Genomic DNA, 17,356 nt, shown 5'->3' on the forward strand with positions numbered 1-17,356 from the left:
ACAAAAACAAGAAGCCCGAAATACAACAATAAGAGCACGCAACGACTTGATGGGGAGCCTTGGCTCCCCATGTCGTTTCTCCGCTGCCGGAATTCCCTTGACGGCACCGCCTACACCATCCCGACAGTAAATGCTAGAATCCCCCGCCATCATGCGGCCATTCTCCTAGCTTTGGCCGAACATTCCTTCACACAGTGCATCCCATGCTGAAGAAGCTGTTCCAGTCGTTCCGTCCTCCCCTCGGTGGTCAGCACCACAGGCGCACCACGCCCGAGGTGATCAACCAGAACCAGCACTCGCTGCAACGCAGCCAGTTCAGCCGCCACGCCGTGAGCATCGTCGAGCGCCTGCAGAGCGCGGGCTACCAGGCGTACCTGGTGGGCGGCTGCGTACGCGACCTGCTGCTGGGCATCACGCCCAAGGACTTCGATGTCGCCACCAGCGCCACGCCCGAACAGGTGCGCGCCGAGTTCCGCAACGCCCGGATCATCGGTCGGCGGTTCAAGCTGGTCCATATCCATTTCGGCCGCGACATCATCGAGGTCGCCACCTTCCGCGCCCACCACAGCGAAGAAGACCAGGGCGACAGTCACCGGTCCTCGCACAACGCCAGCGGGCGAATCCTGCGCGACAACGTCTACGGCACCCTCGAAGACGATGCCCAGCGCCGTGACTTCACCATCAATGCGCTCTATTACGACCCGGTCAACGAGCGCATCCTCGACTACGCCAATGGCCTCCACGACATTCGCAACCGCCTGCTGCGGCTGATCGGCGATCCGACCCATCGCTATCAGGAAGACCCGGTGCGCATGCTGCGCGCCGTGCGCTTCGCGGCCAAGCTGGACTTCGGCATCGAGAAGCACACGGTGCAGCCGATCCGCCAATTGTCCAAGCTGCTGCGCGAGATCCCGCCGGCACGGCTGTTCGAGGAAGTGCTCAAGCTGTTCCTGTCGGGCCAGGGCGCGATCGCCTTCGAGATGCTGGTCGACCTGGAGCTGTTCGAGCCGCTGTTCCCCGCCAGCGCCCAGGCCCTGGACGAGCGCCCGACCTACACCCACACCTTGATCAGCCAGGCGCTGAGCAACACTGACCTGCGCGTCGAGCAGGGCAAGCCGGTGACCCCCGCGTTTCTCTTCGCGGCGCTGCTCTGGCCGGCGCTTCCGGCTCGCTCGCTGTTCCTGCAGAGCCAGGGAGTACCGCCTATTCCGGCGCTGAACGAAGCCGCCCATGACCTGATCGCCGAACAGTGCCAGCGCATCGCGATTCCCAAGCGCTTCACCCTGCCGATCCGTGAAATCTGGGACATGCAGGAGCGCCTGCCCCGCCGCAGCGGCAAACGCGCCGACATGCTCCTGGACAATCCGCGCTTCCGCGCCGGTTACGACTTCCTGCTGCTGCGCGAGAGCGCTGGGGAAGCGACCGACGATCTCGGCCAATGGTGGACCGACTATCAAGAGGCTAACGACAGCGAGCGTCGCGACATGATCCGCGAGCTGGGCAGCCGTGACGACAGCGCGGCCGCCCCGCGCAAGCGCAAGCGCAGCCCCAGCAAACGCAAGTCCGGCGGCGACGGCGCGTCCGACTGAACATGACGGTACGCGCCTACATCGGTCTGGGCAGCAACCTCGACGCGCCCGACGCGCAACTGCGTTGCGCACTGCAGGCCCTGGACCGAGTCGAATCGACGCGCCTGGTCGCCAGCTCGGCCCTGTACGGCAGCGATTCTCTGCTTGCGGGCCAACCGCGCTACACCAATGCGGTGGCAGCGCTGGACACCGGGCTCGAACCCCTAGCCTTGCTCGATGCCCTGCAAAAGATCGAGAACGATCAGGGCCGCGTGCGCAAGGAGCGGTGGGGGCCGCGCACGCTGGACCTCGACCTGCTGCTGTTCGGTGATCGAGTCATCGATGTCCCGCGCCTGAAAGTCCCCCATTACCACCTCCACGCCCGGCCTTTCGTGCTCTACCCTCTGGCAGAGCTGGTAGACGCCGATTTCGTTCTGGCAGACGGTCGTCGCCTTGCCCAACTGCTCCAGGATTGCCCATTCGTCGGACTGGAGCGACTGTGAGCCGGCCGCTCGTCTTGGGGTGACGCAAGTGTCACCCAAGGCGTAACAATGCGGTAACAGGGTCATTGACTTCGCCCAACCCGCTCACGACTATAGGCGTCCCGCGGCGCCTGTCGGCCGCACCCACCCATTTAGGCCCGGACAGCCCTGTGACCCGAACATCACGCCCGATGATGTGCCGCTCCGGAAGATGAATACACGCGTTGAACGCAGTCGTTTTTCACGGCGCCTGAACGAGGATCTCGCTACATGCCTGACATCACCCTCACCACCCTGCACGGCCTGAAGGCCAAGGGCGAGAAAATCACCATGCTCACCTGCTACGACGCCACCTTCGCCAAGGCTGCCAGCCAGGCGGGCGTCGAAGTGCTGCTGGTCGGCGATTCGCTGGGCATGGTCCTGCAGGGCCATGACAGCACCTTGCCGGTGACCATTGCCGAGATGGCCTACCACACCGCGTGCGTCAAGCGCGGTAACCAGGGCGCGCTGATCCTGGCCGACCTGCCGTTCATGGCCCATGCCACCCTCGAGCAGTCCTTCGCCAACTGTGCCCAGTTGATGCGCGCCGGGGCGCACATGATCAAGGTCGAAGGCGCTGCGTGGTTGGCCGAGACCATTGGCCTGCTGGCAGATCGCGGCGTGCCGGTGTGCGCGCACATGGGTCTGACCCCACAGACGGTCAACGTACTCGGCGGCTACAAGGTGCAGGGCCGTGAACACGCCCAGGCACAACGACTGCGTGCCGATGCCGTGGCGCTGGAACAGGCCGGCGCGGCCATGCTGCTGCTCGAGTGCGTGCCCAGTGCATTGGCCAGCGAGATCGCCCAGGCCGTGAGCATTCCGGTGATCGGTATCGGCGCCGGCAGCGGCACCGACGGCCAGGTGCTGGTGCTGCATGACATGCTCGGCCTGTCGTTGAGCGGTCGGGTACCCAGGTTCGTGAAGAACTTCATGGCCGACCAGCCGGACATCCCCAGCGCCTTGTCCGCTTACGTCAAGGCGGTCAAGGACACGACCTTCCCTGCCCCCGAACATGGGTTCAGCGCATGAATACCGTCAAGACCGTTCGAGAACTGCGCGCCGCCATCGCGCGTGCCCGCGGCGAAGGCAAGCGAATCGCCTTCGTGCCGACCATGGGCAACCTGCACAGCGGCCACGCAGCCCTGGTGGTCAAGGCCGCACAGCGCGCCGATTTCGTGGTCGCCAGCATCTTCGTCAACCCCCTGCAGTTCGGTGTGGGCGAGGACCTGGACAAGTACCCTCGCACGCTCGTCGCCGATCAGGCGACCTTGCTGCAGGCCGGCTGCAATCTGCTGTTCGCCCCGACGGTGGAGGACATCTATCCCCAGGGCATGGGCGGGCAGACACGGGTGAGTGTCCCAGGCCTTTCCGAGGGCCTGTGTGGCGCCAGCCGACCCGGCCATTTCGAAGGGGTGGCGACGGTGGTGAACAAGTTGTTCAACATGGTCCAACCTGACCTGGCTGTGTTCGGAGAAAAAGACTACCAGCAACTGGCAGTCATCCGCGCCATGGTGCGGGACCTGAACATGCCTATCCAGATCATTGGAGAGCCGACGGTACGTGCCGAAGACGGCCTGGCCTTGTCCTCACGCAACGGCTACCTGAGCCCTGAACAGCGCGCCGTGGCGCCCGCGCTCTATCGCACGCTTAACGATCTGGCACAGAGCCTGCAACGCGGGCGACGCGATTTCCCCACGCTGCTGGACGAAGGCAAGGCGCAACTGGCGGCGGCGGCTCTGCGTCCGGACTACCTGGAGCTGCGCCACGCCGTCACGCTGCAACCGGCACGGTTCGACGATCGCGATCTGGTGATACTGGGCGCGGCCTACCTGGGCAGCACGCGCCTGATCGACAACCTCTACCTGCATCTGGACGAGCCTACGGCCTGATGCTCTCGCGGGCTCGGCGGCCTCGACCGTCGGCCCGTCCTCCAGGTGAGCCTGGAAAATTTCATCTCTGGCCACATCCCCAGCCATTCCCGTCGGCGGACCAATGCCTATAATGGCCTTTTCTTGCAACTGGCAATGAGTGCCAGTGTCCAAGCCAGATCATGCCTGAAGGAAACTACCCGCAATGGCGTATTACCGCACTCCCCACGATGTGACGGCCCTCCCCGCCTGGCAAGCGCTCGAACAGCACCGCCAAGCCATGCAGGGATTCAGCATGCGTGAAGCCTTCGCCGCCGACCCACTACGCTTCGAGCATTTCTCGCTCAGCAGCTGCGGCCTGTTCCTGGACTATTCGAAGAACCTGATCACCGAACAGACCCGCGACCTGCTGGTCGACCTGGCCCAGCAAGTCGGATTGGCCGATGCGATCAAGGCCATGTTCAGTGGCGAGATCATCAACGGATCCGAAGGCCGCCCGGTGCTGCACACCGCACTGCGTCGCCCGGTCGGCGACAAGCTGAACGTGGGCGGCGTGAACGTGATGCCCGAAGTGCACAAGGTGCTCAACCAGATCACCGAGCTGGTCGGACGCATTCACGATGGGCTGTGGCGCGGCTACAGCGAAAAACCCATCACCGACGTGGTCAATATCGGTATCGGCGGCTCCTTCCTCGGCCCCGAACTGGTTTCCGAGGCGCTGCTGCCCTACGCCCAGCGCGGCGTGCGTTGCCACTACCTGGCCAATATCGATGGCAGCGAGTTCCACGAGCTGTCGGCCAAGCTGCGCGCCGAGACCACCTTGTTCATCGTCTCGTCCAAGTCGTTCAACACCCTGGAAACGCTGAAGAACGCCCAGGCCGCGCGCACCTGGTACCTGGCCCAGGGCGGTTCGGAGGCTGAGCTGTATCGGCATTTCATCGCCGTCTCCAGCAACAAGACGGCGGCGGTGGCCTTCGGGATTCGTGAGGAGAACATCTTCCCGATGTGGGACTGGGTCGGCGGACGCTATTCGCTGTGGTCGGCCATCGGCCTGCCGATCGCCCTGGCCATCGGCACCGCCAACTTCAAGGAACTGCTGTCCGGCGCCTACACCATGGACCAGCACTTCCAGACCGCGCCGTTCGACAAGAACATGCCGGTACTGCTGGCCTTGCTCGGCGTGTGGTACGGCAACTTCTGGAAAGCCAGCAGCCACGCGATCCTGCCCTATGACCATTACCTGCGCAACATCACCAAGCACTTGCAGCAGTTGGACATGGAATCCAACGGCAAGAGCGTGCTGACCGATGGTACAGCAGTGAAGACCGAAACCGGGCCGGTGATCTGGGGCGGCGTCGGTTGCAATGGTCAGCACGCTTACCATCAGTTGCTGCACCAAGGCACCCAGATGATCCCGGCGGACTTTATCGTACCGGTGGTCAGCTTCAATCCGGTCGCCGACCACCACCAGTGGCTGTATGCCAACTGCCTGTCGCAAAGCCAGGCACTGATGCTTGGCAAGACTCGCGATGAAGCCGAAGCCGAGCTGCGCGCCAAGGGCCTGAACGAAGCCGATGTCGAAAGGCTCGCGCCACACAAGGTGATTCCTGGAAACCGCCCGAGCAACACGCTGGTGGTCGAGCGCATCAGCCCACGGCGACTCGGTGCGCTGGTGGCGATGTACGAGCACAAGGTGTTCGTGCAGAGCGTGATCTGGGGCATCAACGCCTTCGACCAATGGGGCGTCGAGCTGGGCAAGGAGCTGGGCAAAGGGGTCTATCAGCGTCTGGTAGGAAGCCAGGAAGAAAGCGCCGAGGATGGCTCGACCCAGGGCCTGATCAACTACTTCCGTGGACGTCATCGCGGCTGATGCGCCTGGTTACGCCCCGGCTGTGACCGGGGCGTTCTACACCAAGCGAAGCCTGTGAACCCTGACGTAGGGCTGCACTGGTAGAATCGGCCCGCGCTTTTCCAAAGGTCCCGTTGTGGCCAGTGCAGGTCATCATGTTCGCCTTGCGTCGTCGCCTCGAAACCCAACTCATGAGCATGACCGGGCTCGCCCTCGGCCAGCTCGACCTGGAGTCACCCAAGGGCGACCCTGGGCTGTTCGGCCCCGAAAGCATGAGCTGGCAGGTCCATGGCGACTTTCCCAGCATGCTGATCGGGGGCATCAGCGCACTGATGCTGCAATTGCTGCATCCCTTGGCGCTGGCCGGAGTATGGGACCATTCCAACTTCCGCGAGGATCTGCTCGGTCGCCTGCGTCGCACCAGCCAGTTCATCTCCGGCACGACCTTCGGTTCGACCCGGGATGCCCAGTGGTTGATCGAGCGGGTGCGGCGGATCCATCTGCAGGTGGTCGGTACCGCAGCGGACGGACGGCCATATGCGGCCAGTGACCCGGACCTGCTCACCTGGGTGCATGTCGCTGAGGTCAGCAGCTTCCTGAGCGCTCACCTGCGCTACCGCAACCCTCACCTGCCCCCAGGCGCACAAGACGCTTACTACGCTGAAATCGCCCTGATCGCCGAGCGGCTGGGCGCACGCAACGTGCCCAAGTCGTGCCAGCAGGTCGACGAGTATCTGCAAGGCATGCGTGCCCAGTTGCAATGCGATGCCCGCAGCCTGGAAGTGCTGCAGGTGCTCCTGGCCGCACCGGCGCCCAGTCGCCTGACGCAGCCAGCCGGCACGCTGATGCTGCACGCCGGCATCGAACTACTGCCTGATTGGGCCAGAGACCTGCTGGGCCAGCGCCAGGGGACCCTGCAGCGGCACTTGCTACGCCTGGGCGTGAAGGGCGTGGCGCCGGTGATGCGTTGGGCGTTGCGTGATGGCTCCGCACTCCGCGCTCGGCGGCGCATGGGCCTGCTGTAGGAATAGCCGGATGTTTCGGAACCGATGAGCCGTGCCATACTCCAAGGCACCTCCGTTCGCGACAGATGACGCCTGCACATGCCCAAAGGATTGATCCGCGCCATTGGCGCCCTGCTGGCCCTCCTGGCCCTGTACAGCCTGCTCGGCTTTTTCATCCTCCCTGGCATCGCCCTGCGTATCGCCAATCAGCAACTGGCCCACTACGCTACCGTGCCGGCCCATCTGCAACGCGTCGAGCTCAACCCCTTCACCTTGGAATTGACCCTATGGGGGCTGCAGATCGGTGAACCGGGCAAGGAGCAGGTCGGCTTCGAGCGTCTCTACGCCAACCTGTCGCTCGCCAGCCTGTGGACCGGAGCACTGCGCCTGGAGGCCGTCGAGCTGGACAAGCCGCGCACCGAACTGCTGTTCGCCAAGGATGGCACGCTCAACCTGTCCCACCTGTTCAACCTGCCTGCCAGCGAGGCCAAGCCGGACGAAGCGCCCGGCAAGCCGTTCCCGCTGCGCATCGCCAGCATCAAGCTCAGCGAAGGCTATCTGCATTTCGAGGACCAGCGTCCCAGCGAGCCCATCGAGTTTCTCTACGACTCGCTCAACCTGGAGCTGAAGAACCTCAGCACCCTGCCGGACGACAGCGCCGACATGACCCTGGTGGCCAATGGGCCGAACGGCGGCCGTATCGACTGGACCGGCAACCTGAGCCTGTCGCCGATCGCCTCGCAAGGCACGTTGAAGATCACCGACGGCAAGATGAAGCTGTTCTGGCCCTACGTGCGCGACGCCGTGCCACTGGTGCTGGAAAATGGCACGCTCAGTCTAGACACCCACTACAGCCTGAACCTGGCCGAAAATACCGAGCTGCTACTGGACAAGGCCTCGCTACGCATCGCGCCGTTCGCCATCAAGGCGCCGGATGGTCGCCAGTTGGCACGCCTGGCCAACCTGCAGATCAGTGACACCTCGGTCGACCTGGCCAAGCAGCGAGTGATCGTCGGCAAGGTGCGCAGCGACAAACTCGAGACCTGGGCGGCGCTGGAACGTGACGGCCAGCTCGACTGGCAGAAGCTGTTCGCCAGTTCGCCGGACAAGGCCACGTCCAAGCCCCAGGCCGAACCCGCCGCAGTGGCCGCGCGTACCGATGCGCCCACTCCCAAAGTGCCAGCCAAGCCTTGGCAGGTACTGCTCAAGGATGTACAGGCGCGCAACTACCTGATCCACCTGGCCGATCGTAGCCGCGCCGAACCTGTAGACCTCGACGTCGGGCCGCTCAATCTCGACCTGAAAGGCTTCGACAGCCTCAACAAGACGCCCTTCACGCTGAAGCTGGACAGTGGTGTGGGCCGTCAGGGCAAGCTTCAGGCGTCAGGCCAGGTGAATCTGGCACCGGTCTCGGCCAAGCTGCATGTCAGCACACAGGACATCGATCTGCGGGTGGCCCAGGCCTACATCAGTCCGTTCATCCGCCTGGAGCTGCGCAGCGGCATGCTCGCCAGCGATCTGGACGTGAACCTGAAAAGCACCGAGCCGCTGGCGCTCAGCATCACCGGCAAGGCTCAGGTCAACCAACTGCATACCCTCGACACCATCAAAAGCCGCGACTTCGTAAAATGGCAGCAGGTCAACGTCGATGGCCTCTCCTATGTGCACGGCGATGCGCTGACCATCGACAAAGTCACCCTGGAGCAGCCCTACGCACGCTTCATCATCAACGAAGACCGCACCACCAGCATCGACGACCTGCTGATCCCACAACCCAAGGACACACAGCCCAGCCCGCAAACCAAGCCGGCACGCAGTGGCAATGAAAAACCCCTGGGCATCCGTATCGGTCGGATCGACATCGACGACGGTTCGGCCAACTTCGCCGACCTGACGCTCACGCCGAACTTCGCCACTGCCGTGCAACAACTCAACGGCCAGATCGGCACTCTCGACAATCGCCAGTCACAGCCGGCCAAGGTCGACGTGCAAGGCAAGGTCGACCGCTACGCGCCAGTCACCATCAAAGGGGCGCTCAATCCATTCGATCCAATGGCCAGCCTGGACATCGCCACGCGTTTCCGTCGAGTCGAGCTGACCACCCTGACGCCCTATTCCGGCAAGTTCGCCGGCTATCGCATCCGCAAGGGACGTCTGGATCTGGACCTGCATTACGTCATCACCAAAGGTCAACTCAAGGCCGAAAACAAGGTGGTGGTCGAACAACTGCAACTGGGCGAGAGGGTCGACAGTCCCGACGCCGTGGATCTGCCGATTCGTCTGGCCGTTGCCTTGCTCAAGGACACCCAGGGTAGGATCTCCATCGAGCTGCCCGTGGCGGGCGACTTGAACAATCCCCAGTTCAGCGTCATGCCCATCGTCTGGCAGACGATGCGCAATCTGGTGCTGCGGGCCGCCCAGGCACCGTTCAAATTCATCGGAGGGTTGATCGCCGGCGGCGGTTCTCAGGATCTGGGCACGGTGTCCTTCGCGCCTGGCACCAGCGAGCTGAGCACGGGTGCCCAGGCCGATCTGGACAAACTGGCCGCCGCGCTCAAGCAGCGGCCTGAATTGAAGCTCGAGATCGAAGGCACCAGCGCTCAGAGCAGCGATGGGCCTTTGATCGCACAAGAGCGCCTGGAGCGTGAATACCAGACCACCTGGTACAAGATTCTGCAGCGCCGCGGCGACAAGGTGCCGGCCAATGCGTCCTTGCTCAAGGTGGATGACGGTGACAAGCCTGCCATGTTGGAAGGCATCTACCGTACACGCCTCAAACAACAGCCGCCTGCGGAGTGGGAAAAGCTCGGCCGCGACGAGCGCACCGGCAAGCTGCGCGATGCAGTCATTCAATCCTGGGCACAAAGTACGGCACTGTTGCGGACCCTGGCTCAGGACCGGGCCAGCAGCATCAAAGACTACCTGGTGGAAAAAGGCAAGTTGGAAGACGACCGGGTGTACTTCATCGACACGTCCCTTGGACAAGCGCAGAAGAGTGGGTGGGTGGTGACACCGATGCATCTGGACGCGGAGTGAATGCCGAACAAACCGACTAGCTGTCCCCTAACCAACTAAAAAGCCCTGGCCAATGGCCAGGGCTTTCTTTTATCTGGCCCGTTCCATCGGGCCTAGCACTAAGACTTACTGAGCCTTCAGTGCTTCAGCGGTAACGCTCTTCACGCCTTTGATCTTTTTGGCGATTGCTACAGCGGTTTCTTTCTGAGTCGAAGTCAGGGTGACGCCATCCTTGGAGGACAGGGCGACCACGCCATGGGTGGTTTCGACTTTGATATCGGAGCCCGGAATACCTTTCTCGGTCAGCAGGTCGGCCTTGACCTTGGTGGTGATCCAAGTGTCCACGGTTTCTTGCTTGGCATCTGCTGCTGGCTGGTTGGAAGCCAGCATTACCGGGGCTTGAGTCGCTTCAGCAGCGAACACGGCACTAGCCATGGACATAGTCAGAGCGGTAGCAGCAGCGGCAGCAATAGCGAACTTCTTCATATGGGTCACTCCTGTTTATCGAAAGATCTGCGCCTCGGTTCCTGGCAGCAGGTAATGAGGTAGTTGCAGGGGCTGTGCCAGCTTTCAGAATTCTTAAAAAACTATATATATCAATAGCTTAATAAAAAACACAATCTGACCAATTCGTGCAATTTGCAAGTCCCGCAAGAAAATCGCATGCAAGATGCAAGGACCGCCTGGCTTTTCGCAGACATAAAAAAAGGACCTCCGTAGAGGTCCTCTCTCAGTCAGCGCCAGTCAGGCTCAGACACCCGATGCCTTGGCGGCAGCGACGTCCTTGATCGACAGCTTGATACGCCCGCGGTTGTCCACGTCCAGCACCAGTACTTCGACTTCCTGGCCTTCCTTCAGTACGTCGGTTACCTTCTCGACCCGAGCGTCGCTGAGCATGGAGATGTGCACCAGACCGTCCTTGCCCGGCAGGATGTTGACGAAGGCGCCGAAATCGACGATACGCTCGACCTTGCCCACGTAGATCTTGCCGATCTCGGCCTCGGCGGTGATGCCCAGCACGCGCTGCTTGGCCGCTTCTGCCGCTTCCTTGCTTTCGCCGAAGATCTTGATCGAGCCGTCATCCTCGATGTCGATCGAGGCCTTGGTCTCTTCGCAGATCGCACGAATGGTGGCGCCGCCTTTACCGATGACGTCACGAATCTTGTCAGTGTCGATCTTCATGGCGATCATGGTCGGCGCATTGCTCGACAGTTCGGTACGCGACTGGGCGATGATCTGGTTCATCTGGCCGAGGATGTTCAGGCGCGCTTCCAGGGCCTGGCCCAGGGCGATTTCCATGATCTCTTCGGTGATGCCGTTGATCTTGATGTCCATCTGCAGCGCGGTGACGCCTTTGGCGGTACCGGCTACCTTGAAGTCCATGTCGCCCAGGTGGTCTTCGTCACCCAGGATGTCGGTCAGGACCGCGAACTTGTCGCCTTCCTTGACCAGACCCATGGCGATACCGGCCACCGGTGCCTTCATGGGCACACCAGCGTCCATCAGTGCCAGGGAGGCACCGCACACCGACGCCATGGAGCTGGAACCGTTGGACTCGGTGATTTCCGACACCACGCGAATGGTGTACGGGAACTCGCTGTCGCTCGGCAGCATGGCCTGGACGCCGCGACGGGCCAGACGGCCGTGACCGATTTCACGACGACCAGCGCCCCCCATGCGACCGCACTCACCAACCGAGAACGGCGGGAAGTTGTAGTGCAGCATGAAGGCGTCTTTCTTCTCACCTTCAAGGGTGTCGAGCAGTTGAGCGTCGCGAGCGGTGCCAAGGGTCGCTACGACCAGCGCCTGGGTCTCGCCACGGGTGAACAATGCCGAACCGTGGGTCTTGGGCAGTACACCGACTTCGATGTTCAGCGGGCGCACGGTGCGGGTGTCGCGACCGTCGATACGCGGCTTGCCGTTGACGATGTTCTCGCGAACGGTGCGGTATTCCAGCTCACCGAAGATGTCCTTGATGGCGCCGGCGGTCGGGCCGGTCTCTTCGTTGCACAGACGGGCGATGGCTTCGTCGCGCAGCTGGCCCAGGCGGTTGTAGCGATCAGCCTTCTGGGTGATGGTGTAGGCCTGGGAAATGGCCTCGCCGAACTCGCCGCGCACGCGGTCGAGCAATTCGGTGTTGGCGGCCACAGGCTGCCAGTCCCAGGTCGGTTTGCCCGCTTCGGCAGCCAGCTCCTTGACGGCCTTGATGACAGCCTGGAACTCATCGTGGGCGAACAGCACGGCGCCCAGCATCTGGTCTTCGGTCAGCTCCTTGGCTTCGGACTCCACCATCAGCACGGCAGTCTCGGTGCCGGCCACGACCATGTCCAGGCTCGAAGCCTGCAGTTGCTCGTAGGTGGGGTTCAGCAGGTAGCCGGTGCTTTCGTGGAAGGCAACGCGTGCAGCGCCGATCGGGCCTTCGAATGGAATACCGGAAATCGCCAGGGCGGCGGAGGTGCCGATCATCGCCGCGACATCAGGATCGGTTTTCTTGCTGGTGGAAACCACGGTGCAGACGACCTGCACTTCGTTCATGAACCCTTCCGGGAACAGCGGACGGATCGGACGGTCGATCAGGCGCGAGGTCAGGGTTTCTTTCTCGGAAGGACGACCTTCGCGTTTGAAGAAACCGCCTGGGATCTTGCCGGCAGCGTAGGTCTTTTCCTGGTAGTGCACGGACAGCGGGAAGAAGCCCTTGCCTGGATCAGCCTGCTTGGCACCGACCACGGTCACCAGCACGGTGACATCGTTGTCGATGGTGACCAGCACGGCGCCGGTGGCCTGACGGGCGATGCGGCCCGTTTCGAGAGTGACGGTCGACTGACCGAACTGGAACGTCTTGATTACCGGGTTCACGGTTTCCTACCTTTTCAGTGGCTCTTGGGGGAACTTGGAATACGAGATCTTGCGAATAGGGGGGCGGTGAGGAGCGTCGTCTCCATCGGCCGTCCAGATACAACACGAGGCTGGGAGCCTGAGCGCCGGGCGTACATCACGCACGACGGCAGCAGACTGCCAACCTCGAAGATACGCCTGGCGTTCCCAGGGATAGCGCTGCCAGGCAGCGCCTCCCATGCATGCGCAACGCCATGCACACCACTGGCCGAGCCGCTATTAGCGACGCAGGCCCAGACGACCGATCAGGGCGCTGTAACGGGTGGTGTCTTTGCCCTTCAGGTAATCCAGCAGCTTACGACGCTGGTTGACCATACGGATCAGACCACGACGGGAGTGGTGGTCTTTCTCGTTGGCCTTGAAGTGGCCTTGCAGCTTGTTGATGTTGGCGGTCAGCAGAGCAACCTGCACTTCCGGGCTACCGGTATCGCCGGCGGCTTGCTGATAGTCGGTAACGATCTGAGCTTTTTCTTCGACGCTGAGGGCCATCTGGCTTCTCCAATCAAACGGATCCCGCGAACGGGGTCCAATAGGCCAGGGATTTCTCCCTGTATGAATAAAAGAGGGGTGACCGTGCCTACTGACAGCCATCCTCGTACCCGCAAGACCTGACCGAAGCCCTGCCCTGCGGTTTCGGTCATTCCGACCGAATCAGTCGACGCGGCGCGATGCGCCCGTCCTCGCTCACTTCACCGATCCCGATGAAGCGACCTGTGTGATCCTGTACTCGCACCATGCCGAACTGCGGGGCGTCGGGCGCCCGCACCGGTTGGCCATGGAGCCAGTAGAATGCGCTGTGCTCGGACAGCAACACCAATGGCCAGTCCTGCAACCCGCTGTCGGAGGGCATGAGGAAGCGATCGAGCGCCTCGTTGCCGCCTTCGGCGTGAGCCTGCTCGAGCGTCTCGAGCGTGACCGTCTGCGCCAGCATGAAAGGTCCGGCCTGAGTGCGTCGCAATTCAGCAACGTAAGCCCCACAGCCCAGAACCTCACCGATATCCTCCACGAGGGTGCGAATATAGGTGCCTTTGCTGCAACCCACCGACAAGCGCGCGCGGGTGCCTTCGCATTCGAGCAGCTCCAGCCGGTTAATAGTAACAGAACGCGCCTCGCGCTCCACTACCTCTCCAGCGCGAGCGAGCTTGTACAGTGGCTGTCCATCGCGCTTGAGCGCCGAGTACATCGGCGGAATCTGGCGGATCTCGCCGCGAAACTGCGGAACAACGGCCTCGATGTCCGCACGACCAACGGTCACTTCGCGGCTCTGCAGGACTTCGCCTTCGGCGTCGGCCGTGCTGGTCGTCTGCCCCAGTTGCATGACCGTCTCGTAGCCCTTGTCGGAATCGAGCAGGTACTGGGAAAACTTGGTCGCCTCACCGAAGCACAGCGGCAGTACGCCCGTGGCCAACGGATCCAGGCTGCCGGTGTGGCCGGCCTTCTCGGCGTTGAGCAGCCAACGCACCTTCTGCAAGGCAGCGTTGGAAGTGAAGCCCAGAGGCTTGTCGAGCAGAATGATGCCGCTGACATTGCGGCGGATGCGTTTGACCTGGGCCACCGCTTACTCCTTGGCGTCCAGCTCGTCGGCGTCCTTGTGCAGGCGGTCTTCGGCCACCGCACGTTCGATGAGGGCCGACAGGTGTACGCCCCGGCTGACGCTCTCATCGAAATGGAAATGCAGCTGCGGCACACTGCGCAGTTGCATGGCGCGTCCCAGGTGAAGGCGCAGGAAGCTGGCTGCGCTGTTCAGGGCCTTGAGCGTTTGCGCCACGGTATCGCTGCCTTCCTCACCCATGACGGTGATATAGACTTTGGCATGACCGAGGTCACGACTGACATCGACCGCGGTGATGGTCACCAGGCCGACGCGCGGATCCTTGACTTCACGGCGGATCAGATCGGCCAGCTCGCGCTGCATCTGGTCACCGATACGTTGGGTACGGCTGTATTCTTTTGCCATTCTTGCTACCTGTATCTTGAAGCGGCAAACGCCCGGTCAGACGCTTGAGCCTGACCGGGCGCTGCCTGCAGAGGCCGGCCCCACCGCAGCGCGGCAGGACGGTGGCCAAGCCCGCACCTTAAAGGGTACGAGCAACCTGGACCTTCTCGAAGACTTCGATCTTGTCCCCGACCTTGACGTCGTTGTAGCTCTTGACGCCGATACCGCACTCCATGCCGTTACGCACTTCGGCAGCATCGTCCTTGAAGCGACGCAGCGATTCCAGTTCGCCCTCGAAGATGACCACGTCCTCGCGCAGTACGCGGATCGGACGGTTGCGGTACACGGTGCCCTCGATGACCATACAGCCAGCGATGGCGCCGAACTTCGGCGAACGGAACACGTCACGCACCTCGGCCACACCCAGGATGTTCTCGCGAACATCGCTGCCGAGCATGCCGGTCAGGGCCTTCTTCACGTCCTCGATGATGTCGTAGATCACGTTGTAGTAACGCATATCCAGACCTTCCTGCTCGACGATCTTGCGCGCGCCGGCATCGGCACGCACGTTGAAGCCGAACAGCACCGCATTGGAAGCCAGTGCCAGGTTGGCGTCGCTTTCGGTGATACCACCGACGCCGCCGCCGATCACGCGAACCTGAACCTCGTCGTTGCCCAGGCTGCCGAGCGAGCCCTGGAGCGCTTCCAGGGAGCCGCGCACGTCGGTCTTGAGCACGATGTTGAGGGTCTTCTTCTCTTCCTGACCCATGGTCTCGAAGATGTTTTCCAGCTTGCCGGCGTGAGCACGGGCCAGCTTGACCTCGCGGTACTTGCCCTGACGGAACATGGCCACTTCACGCGCCTTCTTCTCGTCGGCGACCACGGACATCTCGTCACCGGCTTCGGGCGTGCCGTCCAGGCCGAGAATCTCGACCGGAATCGACGGGCCGGCTTCCTTCACGGGCTTGCCGTTCTCGTCCAGCATGGCGCGCACGCGGCCATAATTGGAGCCGACCAGGACCATGTCGCCCTGGCGCAACGTACCGTCCTGAACCAGGATGGTGGCCACCGGACCACGGCCCTTGTCCAGGCGCGACTCGACGACGACACCACGACCCGGCGCGGTCGGCGTAGCGGTCAACTCGAGAATCTCGGCCTGCAGCAGCACCGCTTCGAGCAGCTCGTCGACACCGGTACCCATCTTCGCCGAAACCTTGACGAACGGGGTTTCACCGCCCCAGTCCTCGGAGGTGACGCCTTCGACGGCCAGTTCGTTACGGATGCGATCGAGGTCGGCACCCGGCTTGTCGATCTTGTTCACCGCGACGACCAGTGGAACGCCAGCAGCCTTGGCATGCTGAACGGCTTCCTTGGTCTGCGGCATCACGCCGTCGTCCGCCGCCACCACCAGGATGACGATGTCGGTGGCCTTGGCACCACGGGCACGCATCTGGGTGAACGCGGCGTGGCCCGGGGTATCGAGGAAGGTGACCATGCCTCGGTCAGTTTCCACGTGGTACGCACCGATGTGCTGGGTGATACCACCGGCCTCGCCTGCGGCGACCTTGGCACGACGGATGTAGTCCAGCAGCGAGGTCTTGCCGTGGTCGACGTGACCCATGACGGTCACGACCGGCGCGCGGGACTCGGCTTCACCTTCGAACTTCAGCGATTCGGCCAGGGAGTCTTCCAGGGCAGTGTCGCTGACCAGCTTGACCTTGTGGCCAAGCTCTTCGGCGACCAGCTGAGCGGTCTCCTGGTCGAGCACCTGGTTGATGGTGACCGGAGTCCCCAGCTTGAACATGAACTTGACCACTTCGGCGGCCTTGACCGACATCTGCTGGGCCAGCTCGGAAACCGTGATGGTCTCGCCGATGCTGACGTCGCGAATGACCGGGCCGGTCGGGCTCTGGAAACCATGCTGATTGCGTTTCTTCAGCTTGCCCTTGCCACCACGACCACGCCGTGCCCCATCGCTTTCTTCGTCCGTGGTGCGCGGAGCAGCACGTGGAGTCGGCGCTTTTTCCTTCTCCTTGACCTTGACCTTGATGGACACGCGCGGCGCCTCGCCGCGGCGCTCGCCAGCACCACCACGACGATCGTCGTCACGGCCGCGGCTTTCGTTGCGACGGGTTTCGTCCTTCTTGCGCTCGGCAGCGCGGGCAGCGGCGTCTTCGGACACCGGCGCCTCGGCCACGACAGGCTGGGCAGCAGGTGCGGATTCGACGCGCGCGGCGGGGGCAGCGGCGGGCGCGGCGGGAGCATCGGCGGCCTGACGGCGTGCCTGCTCTTCGTTGCGCTGGCGAACTTCGGCCTCGACCTTCTCGCGCGCGGCGTTTTCGGCAGCACGGCGCTCGTCGGCTTCACGCTTCTGCTCGGCCTGGATCTCTTCCGGGCTGCGCTGCACGAATACTTTCTTCTTGCGTACTTCTACGCTGATGCTCTTGCTACCGGCGACACGCAGGGTGCTGGTGGTCTTGCGCTGCAAGGTAATCTTGCGTGGCTCTTCCGCCTTGCTCTTGTGGCTGCTCTTCAAATGAGTCAGCAAAACCTGCTTCTCATTGTCGGTCACTACCTGACCGGCGTCGGTGTGCGGCAGACCTGCCTCACGCATCTGCTGCAGCAGGCGCTCTACCGGTGCCTCGACCTCTTGGGCCAGTTCTTTCACCGTGACTTGCGTCATGCACTTCTCTCCTC

Annotated in this window: 13 protein-coding genes; 7 read left to right on the forward strand and 6 right to left on the reverse strand. The window is 62.7% G+C overall.

The features are described from left to right. Positions 1-203 precede the first annotated feature (203 nt). The 7 genes from IAE34_RS21760 to IAE34_RS21790 all read left to right on the forward strand — a co-directional run bounded on the left by IAE34_RS21760 (position 204) and on the right by IAE34_RS21790 (position 9,849). Positions 204-1,589 (forward strand): polynucleotide adenylyltransferase PcnB, encoded by a 1,386-nt coding sequence (locus IAE34_RS21760; protein ID WP_200141020.1) that lies wholly within the window; start codon positions 204-206, stop codon positions 1,587-1,589. A gap of 2 nt (positions 1,590-1,591) precedes the next feature. After that, positions 1,592-2,071: a 2-amino-4-hydroxy-6-hydroxymethyldihydropteridine diphosphokinase gene (gene folK, locus IAE34_RS21765; protein ID WP_200141021.1), complete on the forward strand. Its 480-nt coding sequence runs from the start codon at positions 1,592-1,594 to the stop codon at positions 2,069-2,071. Positions 2,072-2,320: 249 nt separating this feature from the next. Then, complete coding sequence (gene panB / locus IAE34_RS21770) at positions 2,321-3,121, forward strand: 3-methyl-2-oxobutanoate hydroxymethyltransferase (protein ID WP_200141022.1); 801 nt, start codon at positions 2,321-2,323, stop codon at positions 3,119-3,121. After that, positions 3,118-3,981: a pantoate--beta-alanine ligase gene (panC, locus tag IAE34_RS21775; protein WP_200141023.1), complete on the forward strand. Its 864-nt coding sequence runs from the start codon at positions 3,118-3,120 to the stop codon at positions 3,979-3,981. Before panB ends, panC begins: the two co-directional genes overlap by 4 nt. 184 nt (positions 3,982-4,165) lie before the next feature. Continuing rightward, positions 4,166-5,830 carry a glucose-6-phosphate isomerase gene (gene pgi, locus IAE34_RS21780; protein ID WP_200141024.1) on the forward strand — a complete coding sequence of 555 codons (1,665 nt, stop codon included), beginning with the start codon at positions 4,166-4,168 and terminating at the stop codon, positions 5,828-5,830. Between the two features lie 134 nt (positions 5,831-5,964). Further along, the gene (locus IAE34_RS21785; RefSeq protein WP_200141025.1) at positions 5,965-6,834 is read left to right on the forward strand and encodes an oxygenase MpaB family protein; all 870 of its coding nucleotides are present in this window, start codon (positions 5,965-5,967) and stop codon (positions 6,832-6,834) included. 78 nt (positions 6,835-6,912) lie between these two features. After that, the gene (locus tag IAE34_RS21790; protein ID WP_200141026.1) at positions 6,913-9,849 is read left to right on the forward strand and encodes a DUF748 domain-containing protein; all 2,937 of its coding nucleotides are present in this window, start codon (positions 6,913-6,915) and stop codon (positions 9,847-9,849) included. 105 nt (positions 9,850-9,954) lie between these two features. On the opposite strand, the gene IAE34_RS21795 is transcribed toward IAE34_RS21790, so the two are convergent. The 6 genes from IAE34_RS21795 to infB all read right to left on the reverse strand — a co-directional run bounded on the left by IAE34_RS21795 (position 9,955) and on the right by infB (position 17,342). After that, a complete protein-coding gene (locus IAE34_RS21795; RefSeq protein ID WP_200141027.1) occupies positions 9,955-10,314 on the reverse strand; it encodes a BON domain-containing protein in 360 nt (119 codons plus the stop codon). Between the two features lie 264 nt (positions 10,315-10,578). Next, the gene (gene pnp / locus IAE34_RS21800; protein WP_200141028.1) at positions 10,579-12,684 is read right to left on the reverse strand and encodes a polyribonucleotide nucleotidyltransferase; all 2,106 of its coding nucleotides are present in this window, start codon (positions 12,682-12,684) and stop codon (positions 10,579-10,581) included. 258 nt (positions 12,685-12,942) lie between these two features. After that, complete coding sequence (gene rpsO / locus IAE34_RS21805) at positions 12,943-13,212, reverse strand: 30S ribosomal protein S15 (RefSeq protein ID WP_200141029.1); 270 nt, start codon at positions 13,210-13,212, stop codon at positions 12,943-12,945. A gap of 148 nt (positions 13,213-13,360) precedes the next feature. Beyond that, positions 13,361-14,278: a tRNA pseudouridine(55) synthase TruB gene (gene truB, locus IAE34_RS21810; RefSeq protein ID WP_200141030.1), complete on the reverse strand. Its 918-nt coding sequence runs from the start codon at positions 14,276-14,278 to the stop codon at positions 13,361-13,363. Between the two features lie 3 nt (positions 14,279-14,281). Further along, entirely contained in the window at positions 14,282-14,680 is a 399-nt protein-coding gene (gene rbfA, locus IAE34_RS21815) for a 30S ribosome-binding factor RbfA (RefSeq protein WP_200141031.1), read from the reverse strand. A gap of 118 nt (positions 14,681-14,798) precedes the next feature. Next, positions 14,799-17,342: a translation initiation factor IF-2 gene (gene infB / locus IAE34_RS21820; RefSeq protein ID WP_200141032.1), complete on the reverse strand. Its 2,544-nt coding sequence runs from the start codon at positions 17,340-17,342 to the stop codon at positions 14,799-14,801. Positions 17,343-17,356 lie beyond the last annotated feature (14 nt).

Source organism: Pseudomonas sp. S30, assembly GCF_016518545.1.
In the GTDB taxonomy this organism is placed as follows: domain Bacteria; phylum Pseudomonadota; class Gammaproteobacteria; order Pseudomonadales; family Pseudomonadaceae; genus Aquipseudomonas.

What these genes read in the sequence shown, in the direction of transcription:
- IAE34_RS21760 (WP_200141020.1), top strand. Translation starts at nt 204, where the DNA reads ATGCTGAAGAAGCTGTTCCAGTCGTTCCGTCCTCCCCTCGGTGGTCAG.
- folK (WP_200141021.1), top strand. Translation starts at nt 1,592, where the DNA reads ATGACGGTACGCGCCTACATCGGTCTGGGCAGCAACCTCGACGCGCCC.
- panB (WP_200141022.1), top strand. Translation starts at nt 2,321, where the DNA reads ATGCCTGACATCACCCTCACCACCCTGCACGGCCTGAAGGCCAAGGGC.
- panC (WP_200141023.1), top strand. Translation starts at nt 3,118, where the DNA reads ATGAATACCGTCAAGACCGTTCGAGAACTGCGCGCCGCCATCGCGCGT.
- pgi (WP_200141024.1), top strand. Translation starts at nt 4,166, where the DNA reads ATGGCGTATTACCGCACTCCCCACGATGTGACGGCCCTCCCCGCCTGG.
- IAE34_RS21785 (WP_200141025.1), top strand. Translation starts at nt 5,965, where the DNA reads ATGTTCGCCTTGCGTCGTCGCCTCGAAACCCAACTCATGAGCATGACC.
- IAE34_RS21790 (WP_200141026.1), top strand. Translation starts at nt 6,913, where the DNA reads ATGCCCAAAGGATTGATCCGCGCCATTGGCGCCCTGCTGGCCCTCCTG.
- IAE34_RS21795 (WP_200141027.1), bottom strand. Translation starts at nt 10,314, where the DNA reads ATGAAGAAGTTCGCTATTGCTGCCGCTGCTGCTACCGCTCTGACTATG.
- rpsO (WP_200141029.1), bottom strand. Translation starts at nt 13,212, where the DNA reads ATGGCCCTCAGCGTCGAAGAAAAAGCTCAGATCGTTACCGACTATCAG.
- rbfA (WP_200141031.1), bottom strand. Translation starts at nt 14,680, where the DNA reads ATGGCAAAAGAATACAGCCGTACCCAACGTATCGGTGACCAGATGCAG.
- infB (WP_200141032.1), bottom strand. Translation starts at nt 17,342, where the DNA reads ATGACGCAAGTCACGGTGAAAGAACTGGCCCAAGAGGTCGAGGCACCG.